This window comes from Acrocarpospora corrugata (genome assembly GCF_009687845.1).
GTDB lineage: Bacteria > Actinomycetota > Actinomycetes > Streptosporangiales > Streptosporangiaceae > Acrocarpospora > Acrocarpospora corrugata.
In genome coordinates, this window is record NZ_BLAD01000074.1 from 16,394 (window position 1) to 38,941 (window position 22,548).

Here is a 22,548-nt window from a genome sequence, read left to right on the forward strand (position 1 = left end):
ATTCACCGCCGTTTCCATTTGGTTTCATCTTTATTTATACCCGTATGTGTTGGACGTCAAGAGCGTACGGGCACAAGCCAGAGCCGCCGGCGACTCCTGGTCGCCGGCGGCTCTTGGGTGTTGCCTCCGAACTACGCGAACGCCTCGATCGCCGCCTCGCCGAACGCCTTCAGGTCGTCCGGCATCCGGCTGGTGACCAGCGTCGACGGGGCCGAGGTGCAGACCACGACCTCGCGGTCGTGCCAGGTCGCGCCCGCGTTGCGCAGGTCGGTCTGCAGGCTGGGCCACGACGTCATGGTGCGCCCCCGCACGACCTCGGCTTCGATGAGCGTCCACGGCGCGTGGCAGATCGCCGCGACGGGCTTGCCCATGTCGAAGAACGCCCGCACGAACCGGACCGCTTCGGGGCGGGTGCGCAGGTAGTCGGGGTTGGCGACACCGCCGGGCAGGACGAGGGCGTCGAACTGGGCGGCGTCGACCTGGTCCACGGTGGCGTCCACCGGGAACGTGTCGCCTCGGTCGAGGTGGTTGAACGCCTGGATCCGGCCTTCCCGGGTGGAGATCAGCCGGGGTGTGCCCCCGGCGTTCATGATGGTCTGCCACGGTTCGGTCAACTCGACCTGCTCGACGCCCTCGGGCGCGGCGAGAAATGCGACGGTCTTGCCTTCGATCATGGCTGCCTCCCCTCTGAGCTGCTTGGACTCTTCCCCTGCCCGTTCTCCAGGGCCCTACTCGGGAGCGCGGCCAGCTTCTCCGCGGACGGGGAGCCGGTCGCGGCGGTGTAGACGAGGAGGTACAGATCGGGGTCCGCTGTCGGCGTGAAGGACTCCCAGTTGAGGGACATGGTGCCCACCGCCGGATGGCGGAAGCGCTTGGTGCCGTGCGTGCAGTACGTCACGTGATGGTCGGCCCAGCATCGGGCGAAATAGTCGGAACGCGCGAGCAGGTCGTCGACCAGCTCCTGCGGCCGCGAGTCGGTCGCGCGGCCCAGCGCGCTCCTGAGCCAGGCGGCGGAGTCGGCCGCGATCTGCTCCCAGTCCGGGAAGACGGTCCGCGCCCCGGGGTCGAGGAACGTCCAGCGGACCATGTTGCGCTCGGCGCGGGGCATCGCCTCGAAGTCGTGGATGAGCATCTTGGCCGTCCGGTTGACGGCCACGACGTCCAGGACCCCGGTGACCAGGATCGCCGGCACGGGGTCGAGGATGTCCACCATCATCCGCAGCGCCGCCCGCGCGCGGATCGGCCCGGACGCCCAGGGCTCCGCCTCGTCGCCCGGCCGGGTCCTGATCAGCTCGCGCAGGTGGCGGCGTTCCTCCGAAGTCAGCCGCAGCACTCCGCCGACCGCGTCGAGCACCTGGTCGGACACGTTGCCGACCCGCCCTTGTTCCAGCCGGGTGTAGTAGTCCACGCTGACCCCGGCGGCCAGCGCGAGCTCCTCGCGCCGCAACCCCGCCACCCGCCGGCCGTTCGCCCGCCACGGCAGCCCCACGTCCGGCGGGGTCAGCCGAGCCCTCCGGGACCGGAGGAACTCACCCAGCGCGTCCGAGCGCTTCATGTCCCTATTGTCGCATATGTCCAGGTAAAGCCATGGTCAATATCGCTTTGAGTCGTGCCGGGGGCTGTGAGTGACAGCCCCCGGGGTGTCCGATTGGGGGTCAGCAGGACAAGGGGGAGGAGCTTAGGGCCACGTCGTCGTACCAGAGGGTGTCGGAGTCCGAGCCGTAGCTTTCCCAGCCGAGGCGGAGGGTGGTGGGGCGGGGGGCCGTGGTGCGGCGGAGCCACTGGGCGTCGATGTCGGTGGTGGGGGTGGTGTCCAGGTGGAGGCCGGGGACCTCGGTGTTGTCCAGGTAGGTGGACATGGCCTGGCGGGTGGTGTCGATCTGGAAGCGGAGGCAGACCCAGCGGGCGGTGGGCAGGGGGCGGCTCTGGGCGACGCCGTTGGGGCTCTGTTCCGGGAGGGTGGCGTCGTCGAGTTCGCGGTTCCACTGGAGGGCGGCGTTCTGGCCGCCCAGGCGGAGGTCCCGGCCGCCGGCGGTGGAGTCGGCCATGGTGATCATGGTGACGTGGTTGGCGGGGAGAGCGGTGGTGTGCCTGATCCAGAGCCGGGCGTACACGACGGGGGCGACCGTGGAGAGGCTGGCGGTGGTGGCGGCGAAGATGTGGTTGCAGTAGTTGCCGCCGCCGGCGATGCGCAGGGATCTGCTGCCGGAATGGGCCATCGTCGTGTCGATCGTCGCGGTGCCGGTGCCGGCGCAGTTGGGGGTGACGACCGTCCAGTTGCCGCTGGGGGTTGATCCCGTCTGGTCTTCGAAGCCCGAGCAGACGACCGCGCCCGCGCATCCGGGCGGGGGGCTCGGCGATGGGCTTGGCGATGGGCTTGGCGATGGGCTCGGGCTCGGCGAAGGAGAAGGCGACGGCCTCGGTGACGGCGATGGCGTCGGCGATGGGGACGGGGAGGGCGATGGGGACGGGGAGGGCGATGGGCTTGGGGAGGGGCTTGGGGAGTCGGTGCAGGAGGCGTTGTTCAGGGTGAAGTCGGTGGGGATCGGGTTGGCCGATGTCCAGGTGGCCTGGAAGTCGAACTCGGTGGTCGCGCCGGTGGCGAGGGAGCCGTTCCAGGCGGCGTTGGCCGCCGTGACGGCGGTGCCGGACTGGGTGATGACCGTGTTCCAGCCGTTGGTGACGCGCTGGCCTGAGGGGTAGGTCCAGCGGAGGGCCCACGTGCTCGTCGCGGGGCCGAGATTGGTGAGGCGGACCGTCGCGGTGAAGGCTCCGGACCACTGGTTCACGGTGTATTCGACGCGGCAGGCGGGGGCGGCGGCGGTAGCCGTACCGGGATATAAGGGGATTGCCGAGAGGGCGAGGGCGGTGAGCACGGTGAGTGCTCGCCGGGCCCGGGGGCGGGCGTCGAAACCGGTCATGCGGCGCTCTCTTTCGTGAACTTTCGCCAATTCGACGGCTTATCGGAAATGTCATCCGAAAGGGCGAGAGTGCGCCCGGAACGGACGTGGAGCGGCGGGCCCGGCTTCGGCGGCGGGGTATTCGCGCGAGGTGGGTGGGCTCGGCCGCTGGCCACTCGCTCGCAAGGGCCGATGGTCACCGCGCCCCGGACGACCTGTCAAAACCCGCTCGAAGCGGTACCAGCCGGGAGAACCCGCTGGCCGGACCTTCCGCGCACGCCGAGCGGCCAGCGGATGGCAATTCGCTCGTTAGATGATTGCGTGAACGTTTCAGCAGTTCCTTCTTGTAGGCGTCCGCCGGTTCAAGGAGAGGAAAACGGAATAATTGCAAAGGGCCGCCGAAAAGATTCGGCGGCCCTGCTTTATTCGGTGTTCGGCTAGAGGTTATTCGTCGACGACGGGGCTGCCCGGGGTGCAGCGGGCAGGTAGCGGGCTGGTGTCGCAGCCGGTGAGGATACGGACGATCTGCGGGTCGTGGTCGCTCGCCTGGTCGGCGAACTCGGCGTTGATGTGGACGACGCCGTAGGAGTAGCCCTTGATCGCCGGGCTGATCATGATGTGGTCGAGGGTCTGGGAGTTGCCGTCGAACACGTAGCTGTAGCGCTCACCTGCGGGCAGTGTGTCGATGAGGGTCTTGAGCGCGGTGCCGTTGCTGGTCAGCGTGTTGACGGCCGGGCTGAACGGGTAATCGTTCAGGTCACCGAGCACGACGACGCGGGCGCGGGCGAGGCTCTTGGTCGACAGGTCCTGGACGAACGCGTTGACCTCGGAGGCCTGCTGGATGCGCTGGGTCTCCGTGACGCGGTTGGGCGGCTGCACGGCGGAGGTCAGCGGGTAGTCCCCGCCCTTGGAGTTGAAGTGGTTGGCGACCACGAACAGCTGCTTGTTGCCGTCGAACAGGAACTCGCCGACGAGCGGCTTGCGGGACGACGACCACGCGGCGGAGCCCGGGTTGATCCGGCCAGGAGAGACCGACAGCGAGACCTGGTTGCTGGTCGGGCGCTCGCGCAGCACCGTGACGGCCGTGGTGGCGTCGCCGCCCGGCCGGTCCACGAAGGTCACCCGGGCGGGGTTGAACAGGAAGACCTGGCGGATGTTGCCGCCGGGCTCACCGCCGTCGGTGCCGTCCGCCGGGTCGACGGAACGCCAGTCGTAGGCGGGGCCGCCGGCCGTCGTGATCGCCGCGATGAACAGCGCGACGGTCTGGTCGGCCGCGACGACGCCGTTGTTGACGGCGCCGTTGTTGTCCTGGATCTCCTCCAGGGCCAGGATGTCCGGCGAGCCGAGGTTGGTGACGACCGCCTGGGCGAGCCGGGCGAACTTGGCGGCGGGGTTGGTCGCGGCCAGGTTCTCCACGTTGTACGTCGCGACCGACAGGTCGCCGGCCTTCTTCGGCGGCAGCACCTTCTGGCGCTTGAGCCCGTTGTCGGTGACCGCGCCCAGGGTGGTCGCGATCAGGGCGTACCCACCGAAGTTCTGGTAGTCGATGACGCCGACGGTGCCGCCGGCCAGCGTGTCGCCGACATTGGCCTCGGGGGCTCCGGTCAGGGCCTGGATCAGCAGCCGGCCGCTGTTCTGGTCGTCGTAGGACTGGTAGATGGTGCCGCCGCGCGGGGTCGGGTTCTGGCCCGGCTTGAGGGTGACCCACAGCTCGTTGAAGTCGTTGGCGGGGCTGACCAGGCGGGCGCTCTGCGCGACCGTGACGCGCATGCCCTCGTGGACCTCGTACCAGTCGAGCGTGTACGAGCCCGGCTCCAGCGGCTGCGCCTCCAGGGCGCCGGTCTTGGTGTACGGATCGGGCAGCGCGACCGGGATGGCCGCGGGCAGCGTGTTGCCGCCGGTCAGCTTGGTGTAGGTGACCGTGCCGCCGATCTCGGTCAGCGACTGGGCGCCCGTGGACGGGCGGAACTCGGTGACCCGGCCGGTGGCCAGCACCGAGTCGCCGATCGCGACGGTCGGGGTGGTCGTGCCGGTGAAGACGAACAGGCCCTCACTGGTCAGCGGGTCGGCGTCGGCGGACGGGTCCTGGAACCAGAAGCCGCGGGCGCTGCCGGTGACGCGGACGGCGGTGACGATGCCGGGCACGTTCGTGACGTTCTGCCCGACCACCGGCGAGATGCGGCCCGACCCCTGGATGTCGTGGATGCGCAGCGGGCCCGGGGTGGGATCGCCGGGGCCGGGGTCGGGGTCGGCCGCCGAGACGGTCGTGCCGGCGGTGTTGGTGGCCTTCGGGACGCCGGAGGAGAAGTCGGCGGCGTTGTTGTCGGTGTCGACGAGCGCGCCGGAACGGGCGTTGGCCGTGGTGTTGGTCAGGCCGGGAGCGGCGAGGGTCTCGACGTTGGCGGTGGCGCCGTACCCGATGAGGTCCTTGACGTCGGGGGCGGTGGCGCACGCGGTCCCGCAGCCCACCAGCGGGAACTGGCTGGTGCGCAGGGCGACCACGCCGGAGGTGGCCGACATCGGGACCGTTCCCACGGCGTCGGGCGTGGGCAGCGTGAGGGCGCCGCCGGCGCCGGCGGCCTGCTGGATCAGGTAGCGGCCGTGCGCCGGGATGCTGCCGATGAGCGACGTCATCTGGAAGACGACGCCGGCGGCGGAGGCGTACTGGATGCTCCAGGTCGAGACGTCGATCGGGCTGCCGGTGACGTTCGCGAGTTCGATGAAGTCGTTCTTGAAGGCCGCTCCGGAGTTGCCGCCGCCGCCGTAGACGGCGGAGATGACGACATCGGTGGAGATGGCGTTCGCGGAGCCAGGCAGGGTCGCCATGGTCGCCGCGAGGGCCAGCGGCAGGGCCGCCGCCGTGATTAAGCGCCGTTTTGTTTTGCGTGTTGCCACAGAAGGTGCTCCTAGATCGAGATATCGCCCAGGAGCATGGTGCTACGTATGCACCACAGGGGGTAGGTACGTCGCTTATTTGTCACCATTCCTCGATATTGCGGACAGGCGTCGTTAGCGTGCGACATCTCCCGGCAGGCGGAGGGTGAAGGTGGAGCCCTGGCCTGGGGTGCTGGTGGCGGAGGCCGTGCCGCCGTGGGCCTCCAGGAGTTTGCGGACGATGGACAGGCCGAGGCCGCTGCCGCCGGTGCGGCGGTTGCGGGACCGGTCCACCCGCCAGAACCGTTCGAAGATCAGGGGCAGGTCGTCGGCGCCGATGCCGGTGCCGGTGTCGGCCACCTCGATCACCGTGCCGTCGCCGTCGCGGCGGGCGCGCAGGGCGACGGCGCCGCCGGGGGGTGTGTGCCGGATCGCGTTGGAGATCAGGTTGCCGACGGCCTGGCGGAGCCGTACCGGGTCGGCGTGCACCTCCAGCGGGGCGCCGGCGGGCGGGGACAGGGTGACTCCGGCGGCGTCGGCGCCGCTCCGGTGCGCCTGGGCGACCTGGGCGAGCAGGTCGGTGACGTCGAAGCGTTCCCGGTGCAGGCGGAGTTCGCCGGCGTCGGCCACCGCCAGGTCCTGCAGGTCGTCGATGATGTGCTGGAGCAGCAGGGCCTCTTCCAGGAGCGAGGAGATCAGCGCCCGGCCGGGGGCGACGAGGCCGTCCTCGGTCGCCTCCAGCCAGCCCCTGATGTTGCTCAGCGGGGTGCGCAGCTCGTGCGCGACGTCGCTGACCATCGCCTTGCGCAGGCCCTCCAGCTGGGTACGCCGGACGGACATGGCGTTGAAGGCCGCCGCCAGCCTGCCGATCTCGTCCTTTCTGGCGATCTGGACGGTGGCCGCGAGATCCCCCCGCTCCATCCGCCGTACGGCTCCGGTCAGCGCCCGCAGCGGCCGGACCAGCCGGACGCCGGACAGGACGGTGACGGCCACGGTGGCCAGCAGCACCAGCGCCGCGACCCCGGCGATCCTGACCTGGTTGGCCGGCGACAGATCGAAGATCGTCGAAGGCGGGCCGGCGCGGCTGCCGACGAAGAGCAGCGCGGTCGGCGCGACATAGGGGGCGAGCTGCTCGCGGCGGCTCGCGGTGACGCACTTCTGCACGCTCTCGGTGAGGCTCCCGGTCCCGGCCGGCCGGACCGGGGCCGGGACTGGGGACCAGCTGAAGTCCAGGCCGAGCCGCACCTCGGGCAGGTCCCGCCGCTGAAGACAGGCGTTGACCGACGTGCTGAGCCGGTCCAGCGCCTTCGTCTCGGTGGGGGTCAGCCGGTCGAGGGCGAGGCCGGCGCACCTGGAGGTGGTCGGGTCGATGTTGCGGGTCTCGACGTACGAACGGCCGCTGGGTTTCTGGGCGACGGTGGCGGTGACGTTCGCCAGGGCGTCGCGCAGGCAGGCGGCCCGCCGCTGGGCGGCGGCGCGCAACTGGTCGCGCTCTCCCGCGGGCAGCCGGAACGGGCCGACCGCGCGCGGGTCGATGTGATCCGGGGTGTCGACGGCCAGCGGTTCGATCACCGCGGTCGGCTTCGCGGGCAGCGTGATCGGCCCGGGATCGGAGTCGAGCACCGGTTCGCGGTCCTCGGTGGTGAGGGTGACGCGGTGCCCGGTCTCCCTGGCCAGCCGCCGTACGGTCTCCGCCGCGCCGGACCAGGAGGGGTGCCCGGCCGCGTAGCCGAGCAGGGCGTCGTAGACCCGGGCGTCGTCGGAGAGCGCCTGCCCCTGCTCCTGCCGGAGCGCCACGGTGGTGCTCCGCACGGTCAGCCAGGCGGTCGCCGCGATCGAGCAGACCGACACCAGCGCGGTCACCGCGAGCAGGCGCAGCAGCAGGCTGCGGCGCAACGGGACGTCACCCATGCGGGCCGTCGGCGAGCTTGTACCCGACGCCGTAGACGGTGAGCAGCCGCACCGGCCGGCGCGGATCCGGCTCGATCTTCCTGCGCAGGTTCATCACGTGCACGTCGACGGTACGGGAGGTGATGTGCCGGTCGAAGCCATGCAGATGCTCCAGGATCTGCGCCCGGGTGAACACCCGGCCCGGCTGGGACATCAGGAGCTCCAGCAGCTGGAACTCCCCGGGGGTGCACTCGACGGACTCCCCGGCCACGCTGACCTCGTGCCGTACCGGATCGACGGCCAGGTCGCCGACGCGCAGCAGGGGCTCTACGGGCGTGGCGGCCCGGCGGGTGCGCCGGAGCAGGGTGCGGATCCGGGCCATCAGCTCGCGCGGGCTGTACGGCTTGGTCATGTAGTCGTCGGCGCCCAGGTCGAGGCCGAGCAGCAGATCGTCCTCGGTGGCGCGGGCGGTCAGCATGAGCATCGGCAGGTCCGACTCCGCCCGCAGGATCCGGCACACGTCCAGGCCGCTGACCTTGGGCATCATCACGTCGAGCACGAGCAGGTCGGGGGCCCGGCGGCGGACGGAGTCCAGCACCGAGCGCCCGTCGTGCACGAGGCCGACGGCGTGGCCTTCCCACTCCAGGTAACGGCGGAGCAGTTCCGCCTGCTTCTCGTCGTCCTCAGCAACCAGGACATAGGCGCACATATCGCCGAGTTTAGGGTGGCTGTCCGCCTGCGGGGACGGTTCACAGAAGGACTAAGGGTTCCTGACGGGTTCCTAACATTTCCCCACCATCCTCGCCGTCAACACGATGAGGATGGGGGCTCCAGTGGCCGGAGACACGGGGAACGACAGGAGTTGGCGGCGGGTGGCCGCCGGGGCGGTGGCGCTGGTCGCCGTCGCGGCGGGCGGCGCGGGCGCGGTCGCGCTGGCCGCGCGCGGCGAACCGGAGCCGCCGGCGCCCGGCAGGGCCCCCGTCGAGACCACGTCGGTGGAGCGGACCGACCTGTCGGACACCCGCTCCCTGCCCGGCACGCTCGGCTTCGGCGCGGAACGGCCGCTGCGCGGCGCGGGGGAGGGGCTGGTGACCGGGCTGCCGAAGCCGGGCGCCGCGGTGCTCCGGGGCAGACCGCTGTACTGGGTGGACGACCGTCCGGTGCCGGTGTTCTTCGGCGCCACCCCGCTCTTCCGCGAACTGGGCAAGATCGGACTGCGAGGCCGTGACGTGACCACGGTGGCGGACAATCTCGCCGCGCTCGGCTACGCCATCGGCGCACGGTCCGGGCCAGCCGCGGTGACCACCCCGTCCCGGGGGAAGCCGCTGCCGGGAGACGTCTTCACCGCCTCCCTCCGCGCCGCCCTGAAACGCTGGCAACTGGACACCGGACTGCCGGCCACCGGCACGCTCGACGTCGGGCAGGTCGCCGTGCTGCCGGGACCGGCCCGGGTCGGCTCGGTCCAGGCGCGGCTCGGCGACCCGGCGGCGGGGGAGCTGATCACCCTGACCCGGGCGGTGAAGGTGGTGACCGTGCCGGTGAACGCCGCCGACGTGGGCGGCATCCGCCGGGGCATGCGGGTCGCCGTCCTGCTGCCCGCCGACCAGGAGATCCCCGGCAAGGTCACGGTGATCGGGACGGCCGCCACCGACGGCACCTCGGACGGCGGCGCGCCGCAGGTCAGCGTCACCGTCACCCCCGCCAGGAGCGCCGACGTCAAGACGCTGGACTCGGCCCGGGTCGAGGTGCGGTTCACCGTCAGGGCCCGGCGGGACGTGCTCGCCGTGCCCGTGGGCGCGCTGCTCGCCCTGCGCGAGGGCGGCTACGCCCTGCAACTGCCGGGCGGGAAGCTGCTCGCCGCGAAGACCGGCATGTTCGCCCGGGGCCTGGTCGAAGTCTCCGGGCCCGGGATCACCCCGGGCCTGACCGTGGTGACCAGCTCATGACCCCCGTCCTCCGGGTGATCCGGGCCAGCAAGATCCACCCGGGCGGGGTGACGGCGCTCGACCAGGTCTCCCTGGAGATCGCCGGAGGCGAGCTGCTCGCCATCCTCGGCCCGTCCGGTTCCGGCAAGTCCACCCTGCTCAACATCATGGGCACCCTCGACCGCCCCACCAGCGGCACCGTCGAGATCGACGGCCAGGACGCGGCCGCGCTCACCGACCGGCGGCTCTCCGCGCTGCGCGGCCGCCGGCTCGGCTTCGTCTTCCAGCAGTTCCACCTCACCGACGGGCTCAGCGCCGCCGAGAACGTCGCCACCGGCCTGCTCTACGCCGGCGTGCCGCACCGCAGGCGCCGCCCGCTCGCGCTCGCCGCCCTGGCCCGGGTCGGGCTCGCCCACCGGGTCGGCCACCTGCCGCACCAGCTCTCCGGCGGCGAACGGCAGCGCGTCGCCATCGCCCGCGCCCTGGTCAACGAACCCGCCCTGATCCTCGCCGACGAGCCGACCGGCGCCCTGGACACCGCCAACGGCCAGGCCGTACTCGACCTGCTGGTACGGCTGAACGCCGAGGGCGCCACCATCGCGATCGTCACCCACGACCGGGACCTCACGGCCCTGGTGCCCCGGCGGATCGAGATCCTCGACGGCCGCATCGTCGCCGACACGCACCGGAAGGGCACCCCATGACGCTCGCCACCACCCGGCCCGTCCGGCTCCCGCCCGCCGACGTGCTGCGGCTCGGGCTGCTGGGCCTGCGCACCAGGAAACTCCGGGCGGCGCTGTCGGCCCTCGGCATCTCGATCGGCGTCGCCACCCTGATCGTCGTGACGGGCATCCCCGCCGCCGGCCAGCAGGCCCTGCTCGACCGGCTGGCCGCGCTCGGCACCAACATGCTGCGCGCCGAGCCGATGCCCAACCAGGACCCGCCGGTCCTGCTGCCCGAGACGGCCGACGGCATGGCGGCCAGGATCGCCCCCGTCCTGGAGGCGAGCGCGGTCGCCAACACCCACGCCGCCGTGGCCCGCTCCGACCGGGTGGACGACACCGACGCCGCCGGCGTCAGCGTGCTCGCCGGCCGGGACGACCTGCTGGCGGCGGTCAACGGGACCGTGCACGCCGGGCGTTTCCTCAACCCCGCCACCGACGCCTTCCCCGCCATGGTGCTCGGCCACCACGCCGCCACCCGGCTCGGCGTCAACGACCTGCCGCCCGGCCGCGAACCCCCGCAGGTGTACGCCGGGGGGCAGTGGTTCACCGTCATCGGCCTCCTCGATCCGATGCCGCTGGCCCCCGAACTGGACCGGTCGGTCCTGGTCGGCTGGGAGGCCGCCCGCCGGTTCCTGCGCTTCGACGGCCACCCCACCGTGATCTACGTACGGGCCCGGGAGGACGCGGTCGAGGACGTGCGCGCGGTGCTGCCCGCCAGCGTCCACCCCGAGGCGCCCGGCCTGGTCCAGGTCAGCAGGCCGTCGGACGCGCTGGCCGCCAAACGCGCCACCGAGACCGCCTTCTCCGCGCTGTTCCTCGGGCTGGCCGGGGTCGCCCTGCTGGTCGGCGGCATCGGCGTGGCCAACACGATGGTGGTCTCGGTGCTGGAACGCCGCCGCGAGATCGGCCTGCGGCGGGCGCTCGGAGCCACCCGCGGCCACGTGCGGGTGCAGTTCCTGACCGAGTCGGTGGCGCTGTCCGGGCTGGGCGGCGGGATCGGCGCCCTGCTGGGCGTGCTGGCGGCCCTCGGCTACGACGCCTACCAGGGCTGGCCGCCCGTCATCCCGGGGATCGCCGTGGCCGGGGGAGCCGCGGGCGCAGTGCTGGTCGGCATGGCGGCCGGGGTCTATCCGTCGATCCGGGCCTCCCGCCTCACGCCCACCGACGCGCTGGCCGCGCCCTGACGCCAGGCACTAAGAGAACCTCATCTGTCCCTGACAGGTTCCTCACATCCGGGCGGCAACCTGCCTCGCATGACACTACGTAGCGCAAGGTCCCTGGGGCAGCTCGCCGCCCTGACCCTCGCCGGCTGCCTGCTCACCGCGTGCGGCGGCGGCACGAGCACGAAGGTGGCCGCCGCGCCGGCCGGCGAGGTGGCGTCCCTGGTCACCGAGACCCCCGTTCAGAACGCCGACGCCACCCCGTCCAAGAAGCCCGATCCCGAGTCGAAGCGGCCCCAACTGCGCCTGGACAGCACGGCGGAGGAGGTCGCGACGTTGCGCAAGGCGTACGCGGCCTGCCTGCGCGAGCACGGGATGCCGGACGGCGGCGGCGAGTACACCGCCGCGATGCAGGCCGCCGAGGACAAGGCCAGGAAGGAGTGCGAGGACAAGCTGCCCCAGCTGCCGCCGGAGATGGACCCCGCGCGGAACCCGCACTACGCGGACGCCGTCCGGGCCCAGGTCAAATGCATGAAGGAGCACGGCTTCGACGTCAGCATCACCCCGGCCACCGGCTCTGACCCGAACGCCATCGGCTGGACGTACAACAGCGTGCCCGGCCCCGGAGTCGACATCGAGAAGATCCAGGACGACTGCCGGGCCGAGGGCTTCGGCGGCGGCGCGGCCCTGCAGCCGGGTCCCGCGTAGGCGTTTCGCATTTCTTGCGTCATCATCCGGACATGGGGACGTGGAACGCGGTCGCCGTGGTCCTGGCGGGGGCGCTGGTGGTGTCACTGGCGGCGCAGACCGGTTCGCGGGAACGCGCCGCCAGCCCGCTGGACAACCCCGACGGGACCAGGCGGGGTCTGGTGCCGGTCACGTCGGCGGCGGACCGGGCCGCGGCCGTCGGCCTGATCAAGGGGCTGCGGGTGGCGGGGATGGGGCCCAAGAACGGCTACCGGCGGGAACGGTTCGGCGAGAACTGGGCTGACGCGGCGTCCGCCGTGCCCTATTCGCGCAACGGGTGCGACACCCGCAACGATCTCCTCGCCCGGGACGGCGACGACGTGCGCTACCGGGCGGGGTCCCGTTGTGTGGTGGTGGAGATGACGCTGGAGGATCCGTACACGGGCCGGACGATCCGGTGGCGCAAGGCCGACGCCGACCGGATCCAGGTCGACCACGTCGTCCCGCTCTCCTACGAGTGGCGGATGGGCGCGTCCCGCTGGTCGCGCGCCAAACGCCTCCGGATCGCCAACGACCCGCTCAACCTGCTGCCCGTGTACGGCCCCGTCAACGAGGCCAAAGGCGGCTCAGGGCCGGCCGCCTGGCTCCCTCCGTCCCGTCGGATCCGCTGCGCCTACGTCGTACGCTTCGCCCAGGTCGCCCTGAAATACGACCTTCCGGTCACCCGGGCCGACAAATCTCACATGCTCGCCCAGTGCCGTTAGACCGTGCGGCGGGTCATCGATCGGGCCAGCGCGCGGAGCTCCCCGGCCGGGCGGGGCGCGAGCCCGGCCGCGTCCAGGTGGGCGAGCCCCTCCGCGAGCAGGTCGTCGGCGGTGGCCCGGCTCCAGGCCCGGCCCCCGGCGTTCTCGATGAGATCGGCGGCGTGGGTGAGTTCGTCGTGGGAGAGCAGGGCGTCCCCCCGGTAGACGGCCGCCAGCTCGCGCCCGGCCGCCGTCCCCGAGGTGAGCGCCGCCACCACCGGAAGGGACTTCTTGCGATTGGCCAGATCCGAATAGACGGGTTTGCCGGTGACCGCAGGATCGCCCCAGATGCCGAGCAGATCGTCGGCCAGCTGGAACGCCAGCCCCACCCGATCGCCGAACGCCCGCAGATGTTCGACCTGGACTGCCGTGCCGTCGCCGAACAGGCCGCCAAGCGCGCACGCGCAGGCGATCAGCGCGCCCGTCTTGCCGCTCGCCATGCGCAGGCACTCGGCCAGCTCCACCTCCGCCCGGCCCTCGAACTCGACGTCGGAGCTCTGCCCGTTCAGCAGCTCCTGCACGGTCGCGCTGAGCGTCGAGATCCCCGCGCGGGCGAACGGGTGCCCGCTGGCCGCCAAGACGTCGAACGCCAGCGCGAGCACCGAGTCCCCCGCCAGGATGGCCTGGCTCACCCCGAACGCGCGCCACGCCGTGGGCCGGTGCCGCCGGGTGTCGTCCCCGTCCATCACGTCGTCGTGCAGCAGCGAGAAGTTGTGCACCAGCTCGACCGCGACCGCGACCGGCACCGCGGCCCCGGCCTCCCCGCCGACCGCCTCGGCCGCCAGCAGGGACAGCGTCGGCCGCATCGCCTTGCCGCTGTCGGCCTGCGCCGGGGCGCCGTGCGCGTCCCACCAGCCCAGGTGGTAGCCGGTGATGTGGCGCATCGGCGCCGGCAGCCGGTCCACGGCCGGGCCCAGGGCCGGGCGCAGCAGCGCCCGTCCCCAGTCCAGCACCGAGCCCGCCGGGCGTAGCTCCACCGACTCGATTGACTCGCCGGTCGTGGTCATCAGTGGCCGAGCTCCACGTTCTCCAGCAGCCCCAGCGCGTCCGGCACCAGCACGGCCGCCGAATAGTAGGCGCTGACCAGGTAGGAGATGACCGCCTGCTCGTTGATCCCCATGAACCGCACGTTCAGGCCGGGCTCGACCTCGTCCGGCAGGCCGGTCTGGTGCAGCCCGACCACGCCCTGGTCCTCCTGGCCGGTCCGCAGCGCCAGGATCGAGGTGGTCCGGGAGTCGCTGATCGGGATCTTGTTGCAGGTCAGGATCGGCACCCCGCGCCAGGCGGGGACATGGCTCCCGTTCATGTCCACGACCTGCGGATACAGCCCGCGCTTGGAGCATTCGCGGCCGAACGCGGCGATCGCGTGCGGGTGCGCCAGGAAGAACTGGGTCTTCCTGCGGCGGCTGAGCAGCTCGTCGAGGTCGTCGGGCGTGGGCGGCCCGGTCCTGGTGTGGATGCGCTGCTTCAGGTCGGCGTTGTGCAGCAGCCCGAACTCGCGGTTGTTGACCAGCTCGTGTTCCTGCCGCTCGCGCAGCGCCTCGATGGTGAGGCGCAACTGCTGCTGCGTCTGGTTCATCGGGTCGTTGTAGAGGTCGGCCACCCGGGTGTGCACCCGGAGCACGGTCTGGGCGACGCTCAGCTCGTACTCCCGCGGCGAGCCCTCGTAGTCGACGAAGGTGCCCGGCAGGGCCGCCTCGCCGTGGTGGCCGGCGGCGACCGCGATGGCGGCCTGGCCGTGGTTGTCCTGCGGGCGGTCGGCCGCCGACAGGTAGCCGTCCACCTGGGCGCGCAGCGTGTCGGACTGGGACAGCAGCTCCTCGAACGCCCGCCGGGGCAGGGTGAGCACGGTTCCCGCCGTGGTCGCCTTGACGGTGAACCCCCACACGCCAGGCCCCAGCAGTGACTGGTCGCCGAAGTGGTCGCCGTCCGCCAGGTTCCCCAGCACGGCCTCGTCCCCGTACGGCCCGACTCCTAAACGGTCGAGCTTCCCGTGCGCCACCAGGACCACGTCGTCGGCCGCGTCTCCGGAGGCCACGATGATGTCGCCCGGCTCGAAGTCCCGCTGGGCGAACCGGCCGGCCAGCGCCTCCAGCGTGTCCATGTCGTCGTAGCCGCGCAGCAGCGGCAGCTCGCACAGCTCCTGCGGGACCACCCGGATGGAGGCCCCCACGTTGGTGAAGGTCACCCGCCCGTCGCCGACGGTGTAGGTGAGCCGCCGGTTGACCCGGTAGGCGCCGCCCGACACCTCCACCCACGGCAGCACCTTCAGCAGCCACCGCGACGAGATGCCCTGCATCTGCGGCACGGTCTTGGTGGTGGTGGCGAGCTTCCGCGCGGCGGCGGTGCCCAGGCTCAGCTGATCGTTCTGAACGGTCACAGTCCACTCCTCAGGTCGCGTAGGGAAGCGGCCCGGGCTGGCCCGGGCCGCGACAACCCATCCCGGGGCGAACACGCCCAGGGTTCTGCTTTCAGCGGCCGATGATTCTCAGTGATCGAAACTCAGTGGTCTAGTGCCCGAGCTCGACGCTCTCCAGGATGCCGAGCGCGTCCGGGGTCAGCACCGCCACCGAGTAGTAGGCGCTGACCAGGTACGAGATGATCGCCTGCTCGCTGATCCCCATGAACCGGACCGACAGGCTGGGCTGGTACTCGTCCGGGATGCCGACCTGGTGCAGGCCGACCACGCCCTGCTGCTCCTCGCCCACCCGCAGCGCCATCATGGAGGTGGTCCGGGTGGTGGTGACCGGGATCTTGTTGCACGGCAGCATCGGCACCCCGCGCCAGGCGGGCACCTTCTGCCCGCCGAAGTCGGCGCTGCTCGGGTAGACGCCGCGCTTGCTGCACTCCCGGCCGAAGGCGGCGATGGCCTGCGGGTGGGCCAGGATGAAGGAGGGCTCCTTCCAGACGGTGGCCAGCAGTTCGTCCAGGTCGTCCGGAGTCGGCGGCCCGGTCCGGGTGTGGATGCGCTGCTTCAGGTCGGCGTTGTGCAGCAGCCCGAAATCGGTGTTGTTCACCATCTCGTGCTCCTGGCGTTCGCGCAGGGCCTCGATGGTGAGCCGGAGCTGCTGGTCGGTCTGGTTCATCGGGTCGTTGTAGAGGTCGGACACCCGGCTGTGCACCCGGAGCACGGTCTGGGCGACGCTCAGCTCGTATTCCCGGGGCGAGACCTCGTAGTCGACGAAGGTGCCAGGGAGGGCGGCCTCGCCGTGGTGGCCGGCCGACAGGTGGATGGCGGCCTCACCGTACTCGTCCTGCGCGCCGGACGGCCCCGCCCGGAACGCGGCGAGATGCGCCCGCAGGCTGTCGGAGGAGGCCGCCAGCTCGTCGAACGCCTGCCGGGACAGTGTCAGCACGGTCCCCGACGTGACCGCCCGGACCGTGCAGTCCCAGCTGCCCCCCTCCACCAGCGCCCGGTCCCCGAAATGGTCCCCGTCGGCCAGCAGCCCGAGCACGGCCTCATCCCCGTAAGGCCCGTGGCCGAGGCGGTTGAGCTTGCCGTGCGCGACCAGCACGACCTGGTCGGCGTCCTCCCCCTCCGTCGCGATGACGTCGCCCGGCTGGAAATCCCGCTGGAGGAACCGCCCCGCCATGGCCTCCAGCGTCTCCAGGTCCTCGTAGCCCCGCAGCAGCGGAAGCTCGCCCAGTTCGGGCGGGATGACCCGGATCCGAGTTCCGGTGACGCTGAAGCTCACCCGCCCGTCGCCGACCGCGTAACTGAGCCTCCTGTTCACCCGATACGCCCCGCCCGAGACCTGCACCCACGGCAGCAGTTTGAGCAGCCACCGGGAGGTGATGCCCTGCATCTGCGGCGTGGTCTTGGTGGTCGTCGCGAGTTTCCGCGCCGCAGCTGTGCCGAGGCTCAACTGGTCGTTCTCAACCGTCACTACCCACCCCTGTCCGACGATCGACGAAACAGAACCGGAGCACGATTATTTGCAGAACTTTAACCGACTTTGGAGCGCCCATTACGTCTCCGGTCGGCTCAATAATGGTCCGCGCCCATTCCCGGTGTCAAATTCGAGTTCTCATTCGAATACGCAGACTGCATTTCTAGCGAAATAAAACGAGATTGCTAGACATGTCGCAATTGCCGGATGATATGGCCATATCGGAAACCAGCTGATTACGGCTGTCCGCGATTCCCGGCGGGCCGCCCACCTGCGGGTTCAGGCCGGGCCCGCACCGTCGCCGAAGTGCGCCAGGACCATCTCGACCAGCGCGGTGACGTCGGCGTCGGCCATCGGCCCGCCGGTCATGCCCATCCGGTGGAGCAGAGTTCCGACGACGACGTCAATGTAGAAAAGGACCCGGTTCTCCGGTTCGCCGAGCGCGTCCTGGAGCGCGAGCCGGTACGGATCCTGAAACCGCGTGGCCAGGATCTCGCGCAGGGCCGGATCGCTGACGGCGTCACTGAACACGCCCGCGAACGCGTCGCCCACCCCGGGCTCGCCGATCTTCGCCGCGGCCCAGCGGATGCCCGAGGACATGAGCTCGGCCCGGCTGCCGCCCGCCAGCGGCACCGGGCCGAACGCGTCCAGGAGGAAGTCCACGATCAGCGCGCCCTTCGACGGCCAGCGCCGGTAGATCGTCGTCTTCGCGACGCCGGCCGCGGCCGCGATGCGTTCGACGGTGGCGCGCGTACCCGAGTTCGCAGACCGTGCTCAGCGTCGCGGCGAAGACCACCGCGTTGAGATTTCCGGATCGCGGCGCCGCGATCCGGTGGCGGGAGGTGGCGCTGCCCGGCCGCCTGCTCCGGGTCCGGGTGTACCGGCCGTCACCCGGGGGCGCGGTCCTGCCGCTCGTGCTCCATGTGCACGGAGGCGGTTTCGTGGGTACGGCGGTGCAGAGCGACTGGGTGAACAGCCACCTCGCCGCGCGGCTGCCCGCGGTCGTCGTCTCGGTCGAGCACCGCCTCCTCGGCCCGGAGACTCCGCTGTCGGCCGTCGACGACGGCTGGGACGTGCTCCGGCACATGCTGCGGCACGCCGCGCAGTGGGGAATCGACCTGGCGCGGACCGTCGTCTTCGGCGAGAGCGCCGGCTCGATGGTCACCGCCCTGGCCGCGATCCGGGCCAGGGCGTCCGGCCCGCCCCTGCGGGCGCAGGTGCTGGTCAACCCCGCCGTCGACCTGACCGCGACGATGTTCGACCACGCCTCGTTCACCCGGCACGCCCACAGCCCGACCCTCACCCTGCCGTAGCTGCGGCTGTTCCACCGGTTCGCCGTCCCGCCGGGAACCGACCCTCGTACGGTGCCGCCCCTGTACGCCGACGACCTGAGCGGGCTGGCCCACGCGCTCGTGGTGCTGCCGACCCTCGACCCGGTGGCCGATCACGGCCGCCGATACGCCGAACGACTGCGGGCGGCCGGGACGCCCGCACGGCTCACCGAATACCCCGGAGCGACGCACACGTTCCTCAGCATGCCCGGCCTGGTGCCACAGGCGAAGGCCGCGCGGGCGGAGATCGCCCGTTCCTCCGAGACCACCTCACCGGGTGACGAGGACAGGCCGTCCGGCGCGCCGATCGCGTCGTCTTCCTGGACGGCGGCCGGATCGTGGAGGAGGGCACCCACGACGAGCTGCTGCGCCGCGGCGGACGCTACGCCGGTTTCGTCGAAATGAGTTCGGCTGACACGGGCTGGTGAAGCGTACTGACACGGTAAGTAAGGTTCCCGCAAGGGTTGCTGCAAGGTGCGGCGCGGACGCTCACGGCAGGAGGCGGTTCGGGGGGATCGCCATTTCGGAAGGCCGGAGCGAGGGGGCTGCAGAGCCAGCATGCCGAGTAAGGATTGGCGCCGGGTCCCGGTGGGGCTCGATGCCGGCAAATGGGTGACACGAGGGAATTTGAAGACCGTGCTGGTGATAGTCCACACGGTCACGACGGGGCAGCGCCTGCTGGAGGCGATCCGGCTGCTGGATTCCGATCTGCGGGTCCAGACGCTGTTCACGGTCGCGGAGGACGCCTTCAACAACGGGGTGGAGGAGTTCGTGCAGGGTCTCGGTGGCTTGCTGCTGCCCTGGCGGCAGGCGGTGACCGAGCGTTTCGACCTGGCCATCGCGGCCAGTTTCGGCTCGATCCACGAGATCCACGCGCCGCTGATCGTGATGGCGCACGGGGCCAGTTTCAACAAGCTGGTGCCGCGCCCGCCGGGCCGGCGGGTGGCGGGCGCCCGGGGGACGTACGGGCTGGACGCGCAGCGGCTGCTCCGGGACGGCAGCGTCATCCCGGACGCGATCGTCCTGCCCCACCAGACCGACCTGGGCAGGCTGGCGATCGAATGCCCGCAGGCGGTGCCGTCCGCGGAGGTGATCGGCGATCCGATCTACGACCGGCTCGCGGTCAGCCGCGACGACCGGGCCCTGTACCGGCGGGCGCTCGACGTCTGGCCCAGGCAGAAACTGATCGCGGTCAGCTCCACCTGGGGCACCGAGTCGCTGTTCGGCCGGGGCGACCTGGTGAACCGCCTGGTCCGCGAGCTGCCCGCCAGCGAGTACAAGGTCGTCGCGCTGCTGCACCCCAATGTCTGGTACATGCACGGCTCCTGGCAGGTCCGGGCCTGGCTGGCCGACAGCGTGCGGCGGGGACTGCAGATCGTGCCGCCCAACGACGACTGGCTCGGCGTGCTCGTCGCCGCCGACTGGGTGGTCGGCGACCACGGCTCCGCCACGCTGTACGGCGCGTCCATCGGCATCCCCATCCTGCTGGCCCGCTTCCCCGCCGACGACGTGGCGCCGAGCTCGCCGCAGGGCGAACTGGCCGCCATCGCCCCCCGGATCAACCGCTACCAGCGGCTCGCCACCCAGCTCAACCGGGCCGCCAGCACGCTCAAGCCCGAGCACTACCAGCGCGTCGAGGAGCGGATCACCTCGGCGCCCGGCCATTTCCACCGCAACATGCGGCGCCTGATGTACCGGCTGATGAATCTGCGCCAGCCCGCGTCCATCCCGGTCGCCGCCCCGGCCCCGATGCCGTTCCTCAACCCGTACCACGGAGGCTGATCGTGCTGGACAAGCTGGTCGTCGCCCACTTCTTCCGCCAGCGGCAGCCGCTGTCGCTGAACCGGGCGCCCGCGATCCCGCCGCGCGCGACGGTTCCCGCGGTGCTGGTCATCCCCCGCGAGGGGCCACTGCGCGAGCCGCACCTGATGGTGGTCACCGGCACCTCGCCGGTCCATGGCCTGCCGCCGGGGGACGTGCTCGACGACACCCATCTCGTGGTCGACTCCGACGACGCCGGCGATCAGGCCCGGCGGGAGCTGGCCGACGTGCTGATCACCCGGGACGGCATGGCCGGGCTGCTGGACCGGTATGTGGGGTGCGCCGTCGCGGTGACCAGGCAGCCGGGGGGCTGCCTGGTCGGGCTGCGGCACGGCTGCCGCGCCGAGATCACCGGCAGCGCCGGGCTCATCGCCGGGGCCGACCCGTGGCCGGCCACGTTCGGCTCGTTCCTGTACTGCTGGCTGGCCGCCAGACTTCCGCTGTACGGCCTGACCACGGCCACCGTGATCGCCGGCCACTACCTGGACGGGTGCGCGTTCGACGTGGCCGGACGGGCCCGCATCGCGGTCACCGGAGGAGCGGGATGACCCCGGCCATCGTGGTCGCCGGGGTGACCAGCTTCTACCTGTCCCTGGGCGTGGCCGGGTTCCCGGTCAGCTATCTGCCGACCTGCAAGCCGCGATGGCTGGCCGGCGGCGTCTCCGGCACGGCCACCCACATCGCCCGCACCCTCCGCGCCCTGGGCAGCGACTCCCGGCTCTGCACGGTGGTCGGCTCGGACCAGGCCGGGGCCGGAATCCGGGCCGACCTGGAGGCGCACGGGCTGCTCGGCCCTGGGGTGATCACGGGGGAGCGCTCGTCGCTGGGCGTCGTCCTGGTCGGCCCGGACGGCCGCCGGATGGGCTACCCGCACCTGGCCCCCGTCGACGAGGTCGCCTACCCGTTCGAGGTGCTCGCCGGCCAGGCCGCCGGCGCCGACCTGCTGGTGCTGACGAACGCGAAGTTCGTCCGCCCGCTGGTGGCCCGCGCGGCCGGCCTGGGCATCCCGATCGCGGTGGACACCCACCTGATCGCGGACCCGGGCGATCCGTACAACCTGCCGTGGCTGCGGGCGGCGCGCGTGGTGTTCTGCAGCGGCGACTGCCTCCCGGTGCCGCCGCGGCGCTGGATCGCCGAGATCTTCGGCCGCTACCCGCACTGCGCCCTGGCCGGGGTGGGGCTGGGGGCGCACGGTGCGATGCTGGGCCTGCGGGACGGGCGGCTCGTCACGGTCCCGGCGGTCACGCCGCGTGGCGTGGTCAACACGGCGGGTGCCGGTGACGGGCTGTTCGCCACGTTCCTCCATCTCTGGACGAGCACTGAGGATCCCGTCTGGGCGCTCCGGGGCGCGGTGCTCAACGCGGGCTGGAAGATCGGCGACCGCACCCCGGCGGCCGTGTCCCTGACTTCGGACGAACTCCGCGCCACTCCACTACCCCCGGCAATTATGGGACAATGGTGACATAACGCCACAAGGAGGTTTCAACGGGACAAATCGGGTACCCGAAGTAGATGGGGGAAGGAGCGACAATGTCTGTCAACCAGAGAGAGTCTCAGTCCACCGCCGAGCTCGTACAGCAGGCGTCCGACCAGGTATCCCGCCTGATCAAGGACGAGATGCGCCTGGCCAGGGCCGAAGTGGCGGGCAAGGGACGGCAGGCGAGGACCGGCGCGGCCCTGTTCGGCGCCACCGGCGTGGTAGCGCTGCTCGGCGCGGCGGCACTGGTCGCCTGCGTGATTCTCGCGCTGTCCATCCCGTGGCCGGCCTGGCTGGCCGCGCTGGTCGTCGGAGCCGTCCTGCTGATCATCGGCGGGATCATGGGGGTCTTCGGCAAGAAGCGGGTCACGGGGGCCATGCCGCCCAAGCCGACCCAGGCGGTGAACGGCGTCAAGAACGACATCGATGCCGTCAAGTCCGGCATGCACGAAGGGAGGGCGCATCGATGACCCGCGCGCACCGGACCTCGTCCGAGGACGTCGCGGCCATCGCCGAGGACGCGGAGCGTACCCGCGCCGAACTCGGCCGCACGGTGGCCGCCCTGGCCGCAAAGGCCGACGTCAGGTCGCGGGCCAAAAGCAGCGTGAAGTCCAAGGCCATGTCGGCCAAGTCGACGGCGAGTTCCGGGGCGCACCAGGTCGCGGACAAGGCCAACCGGCATCCCGCCGCCGTCTACGGAACCACCTTCCTGGTCGCCATGGGCGCGCTGGCCCGCACACTGTTCAGGCGCAGGAACATGCGCGCGGGAATGAAGTTCACCGGCGGCGGCCGAGGCCGCAAGCCGATGCGCTCCATGCGCTCCATGCGCTCCACGCGTCCCATGCGCTCCACGGGCTTCATGAGCTTCCTCAGGTCGATGTGGCCTAGAAAGACGATGAAGGCCAAGTCCATGCCCATGAAGACGATGAAGTCCATGAAATCCATGGCCAAGCGCTCCCGTCCGAGCCGGATGATGCGCTGACTCAGTCGAGTTGGGCGAGGAGCCGGTCCAGCCGGGTGGTGGCGGAACCCATTCCGCTCAGCACCAGGCGGGGCCCGGCCGAA

Annotated in this window: 20 protein-coding genes and 1 pseudogene; 11 read left to right on the forward strand and 10 right to left on the reverse strand. The window is 71.5% G+C overall.

The features are described 5' to 3' along the window. Nucleotides 1-131 precede the first annotated feature (131 nt). From Acor_RS29420 to Acor_RS29445, 6 genes are all read right to left on the reverse strand, one after another. Entirely contained in the window at nucleotides 132-674 is a 543-nt protein-coding gene (locus Acor_RS29420; RefSeq protein ID WP_155340020.1) for a type 1 glutamine amidotransferase domain-containing protein, read from the reverse strand. Next, a complete protein-coding gene (locus Acor_RS29425; protein WP_155340021.1) occupies nucleotides 671-1,555 on the reverse strand; it encodes a helix-turn-helix transcriptional regulator in 885 nt (294 codons plus the stop codon). The genes Acor_RS29420 and Acor_RS29425 overlap by 4 nt, the downstream gene beginning before the upstream one ends. Nucleotides 1,556-1,655: 100 nt before the next feature. Then, nucleotides 1,656-2,921, reverse strand: a complete 1,266-nt coding sequence (locus Acor_RS45620; protein ID WP_155340022.1) for a cellulose-binding domain-containing protein — start codon at nucleotides 2,919-2,921, stop codon at nucleotides 1,656-1,658. A gap of 423 nt (nucleotides 2,922-3,344) precedes the next feature. Beyond that, nucleotides 3,345-5,795: an endonuclease/exonuclease/phosphatase family protein gene (locus Acor_RS29435; RefSeq protein WP_246239292.1), complete on the reverse strand. Its 2,451-nt coding sequence runs from the start codon at nucleotides 5,793-5,795 to the stop codon at nucleotides 3,345-3,347. A gap of 114 nt (nucleotides 5,796-5,909) precedes the next feature. After that, nucleotides 5,910-7,685 carry a sensor histidine kinase gene (locus tag Acor_RS29440; protein WP_155340023.1) on the reverse strand — a complete coding sequence of 592 codons (1,776 nt, stop codon included), beginning with the start codon at nucleotides 7,683-7,685 and terminating at the stop codon, nucleotides 5,910-5,912. After that, entirely contained in the window at nucleotides 7,678-8,373 is a 696-nt protein-coding gene (locus Acor_RS29445; RefSeq protein WP_170317128.1) for a response regulator transcription factor, read from the reverse strand. Before Acor_RS29445 ends, Acor_RS29440 begins: the two co-directional genes overlap by 8 nt. A gap of 124 nt (nucleotides 8,374-8,497) precedes the next feature. Between Acor_RS29445 and Acor_RS29450 the strand changes: the two genes are divergently transcribed. From Acor_RS29450 to Acor_RS29470, 5 genes are all read left to right on the forward strand, one after another. Next, a complete protein-coding gene (locus Acor_RS29450; protein ID WP_218034552.1) occupies nucleotides 8,498-9,610 on the forward strand; it encodes a peptidoglycan-binding protein in 1,113 nt (370 codons plus the stop codon). Further along, complete coding sequence (locus Acor_RS29455) at nucleotides 9,607-10,293, forward strand: ABC transporter ATP-binding protein (protein WP_155340025.1); 687 nt, start codon at nucleotides 9,607-9,609, stop codon at nucleotides 10,291-10,293. The genes Acor_RS29450 and Acor_RS29455 overlap by 4 nt, the downstream gene beginning before the upstream one ends. Further along, nucleotides 10,290-11,498 (forward strand): ABC transporter permease, encoded by a 1,209-nt coding sequence (locus Acor_RS29460; RefSeq protein ID WP_155340026.1) that lies wholly within the window; start codon nucleotides 10,290-10,292, stop codon nucleotides 11,496-11,498. The genes Acor_RS29455 and Acor_RS29460 overlap by 4 nt, the downstream gene beginning before the upstream one ends. 69 nt (nucleotides 11,499-11,567) lie before the next feature. After that, nucleotides 11,568-12,182, forward strand: a complete 615-nt coding sequence (locus Acor_RS29465; RefSeq protein WP_155340027.1) for a hypothetical protein — start codon at nucleotides 11,568-11,570, stop codon at nucleotides 12,180-12,182. 32 nt (nucleotides 12,183-12,214) lie between these two features. After that, nucleotides 12,215-12,925, forward strand: a complete 711-nt coding sequence (locus Acor_RS29470) for an HNH endonuclease family protein (RefSeq protein ID WP_155340028.1) — start codon at nucleotides 12,215-12,217, stop codon at nucleotides 12,923-12,925. Here the strand turns inward: Acor_RS29470 and Acor_RS29475 are convergent. The 4 genes from Acor_RS29475 to Acor_RS29490 form a co-directional block, all read right to left on the reverse strand. Further along, nucleotides 12,922-13,971: a family 2 encapsulin nanocompartment cargo protein polyprenyl transferase gene (locus Acor_RS29475; RefSeq protein ID WP_155340029.1), complete on the reverse strand. Its 1,050-nt coding sequence runs from the start codon at nucleotides 13,969-13,971 to the stop codon at nucleotides 12,922-12,924. The two genes, Acor_RS29470 and Acor_RS29475, sit on opposite strands and share 4 nt — an antisense overlap. After that, the gene (locus Acor_RS29480) at nucleotides 13,971-15,344 is read right to left on the reverse strand and encodes a family 2B encapsulin nanocompartment shell protein (protein WP_246239294.1); all 1,374 of its coding nucleotides are present in this window, start codon (nucleotides 15,342-15,344) and stop codon (nucleotides 13,971-13,973) included. The genes Acor_RS29475 and Acor_RS29480 overlap by 1 nt, the downstream gene beginning before the upstream one ends. Before the next feature lie 130 nt (nucleotides 15,345-15,474). Further along, the gene (locus Acor_RS29485) at nucleotides 15,475-16,851 is read right to left on the reverse strand and encodes a family 2B encapsulin nanocompartment shell protein (RefSeq protein WP_246239296.1); all 1,377 of its coding nucleotides are present in this window, start codon (nucleotides 16,849-16,851) and stop codon (nucleotides 15,475-15,477) included. 282 nt (nucleotides 16,852-17,133) lie between these two features. After that, complete coding sequence (locus Acor_RS29490) at nucleotides 17,134-17,517, reverse strand: TetR-like C-terminal domain-containing protein (RefSeq protein ID WP_246239297.1); 384 nt, start codon at nucleotides 17,515-17,517, stop codon at nucleotides 17,134-17,136. 260 nt (nucleotides 17,518-17,777) lie between these two features. On the opposite strand from Acor_RS29490, the pseudogene Acor_RS29495 reads away from it, so the two are divergent. The 6 genes and pseudogenes from Acor_RS29495 (at nucleotide 17,778) to Acor_RS29520 (ending at nucleotide 22,465) form a co-directional block, all read left to right on the forward strand. Further along, nucleotides 17,778-18,590: pseudogene (locus Acor_RS29495) on the forward strand (alpha/beta hydrolase). A 231-nt stretch (nucleotides 18,591-18,821) separates the two neighbouring features. Then, nucleotides 18,822-19,967, forward strand: coding sequence for a hypothetical protein (locus Acor_RS29500; RefSeq protein WP_246239298.1), 1,146 nt, complete (start codon nucleotides 18,822-18,824; stop codon nucleotides 19,965-19,967). Nucleotides 19,968-19,969: 2 nt separating this feature from the next. Further along, nucleotides 19,970-20,554 (forward strand): hypothetical protein, encoded by a 585-nt coding sequence (locus Acor_RS29505; protein WP_155340032.1) that lies wholly within the window; start codon nucleotides 19,970-19,972, stop codon nucleotides 20,552-20,554. Further along, the gene (locus Acor_RS29510; RefSeq protein ID WP_155340033.1) at nucleotides 20,551-21,468 is read left to right on the forward strand and encodes a carbohydrate kinase family protein; all 918 of its coding nucleotides are present in this window, start codon (nucleotides 20,551-20,553) and stop codon (nucleotides 21,466-21,468) included. Before Acor_RS29505 ends, Acor_RS29510 begins: the two co-directional genes overlap by 4 nt. Nucleotides 21,469-21,536: 68 nt before the next feature. After that, complete coding sequence (locus tag Acor_RS29515; protein WP_218034553.1) at nucleotides 21,537-21,953, forward strand: phage holin family protein; 417 nt, start codon at nucleotides 21,537-21,539, stop codon at nucleotides 21,951-21,953. Beyond that, entirely contained in the window at nucleotides 21,950-22,465 is a 516-nt protein-coding gene (locus Acor_RS29520; RefSeq protein WP_155340035.1) for a DUF3618 domain-containing protein, read from the forward strand. The genes Acor_RS29515 and Acor_RS29520 overlap by 4 nt, the downstream gene beginning before the upstream one ends. Nucleotides 22,466-22,548 lie beyond the last annotated feature (83 nt).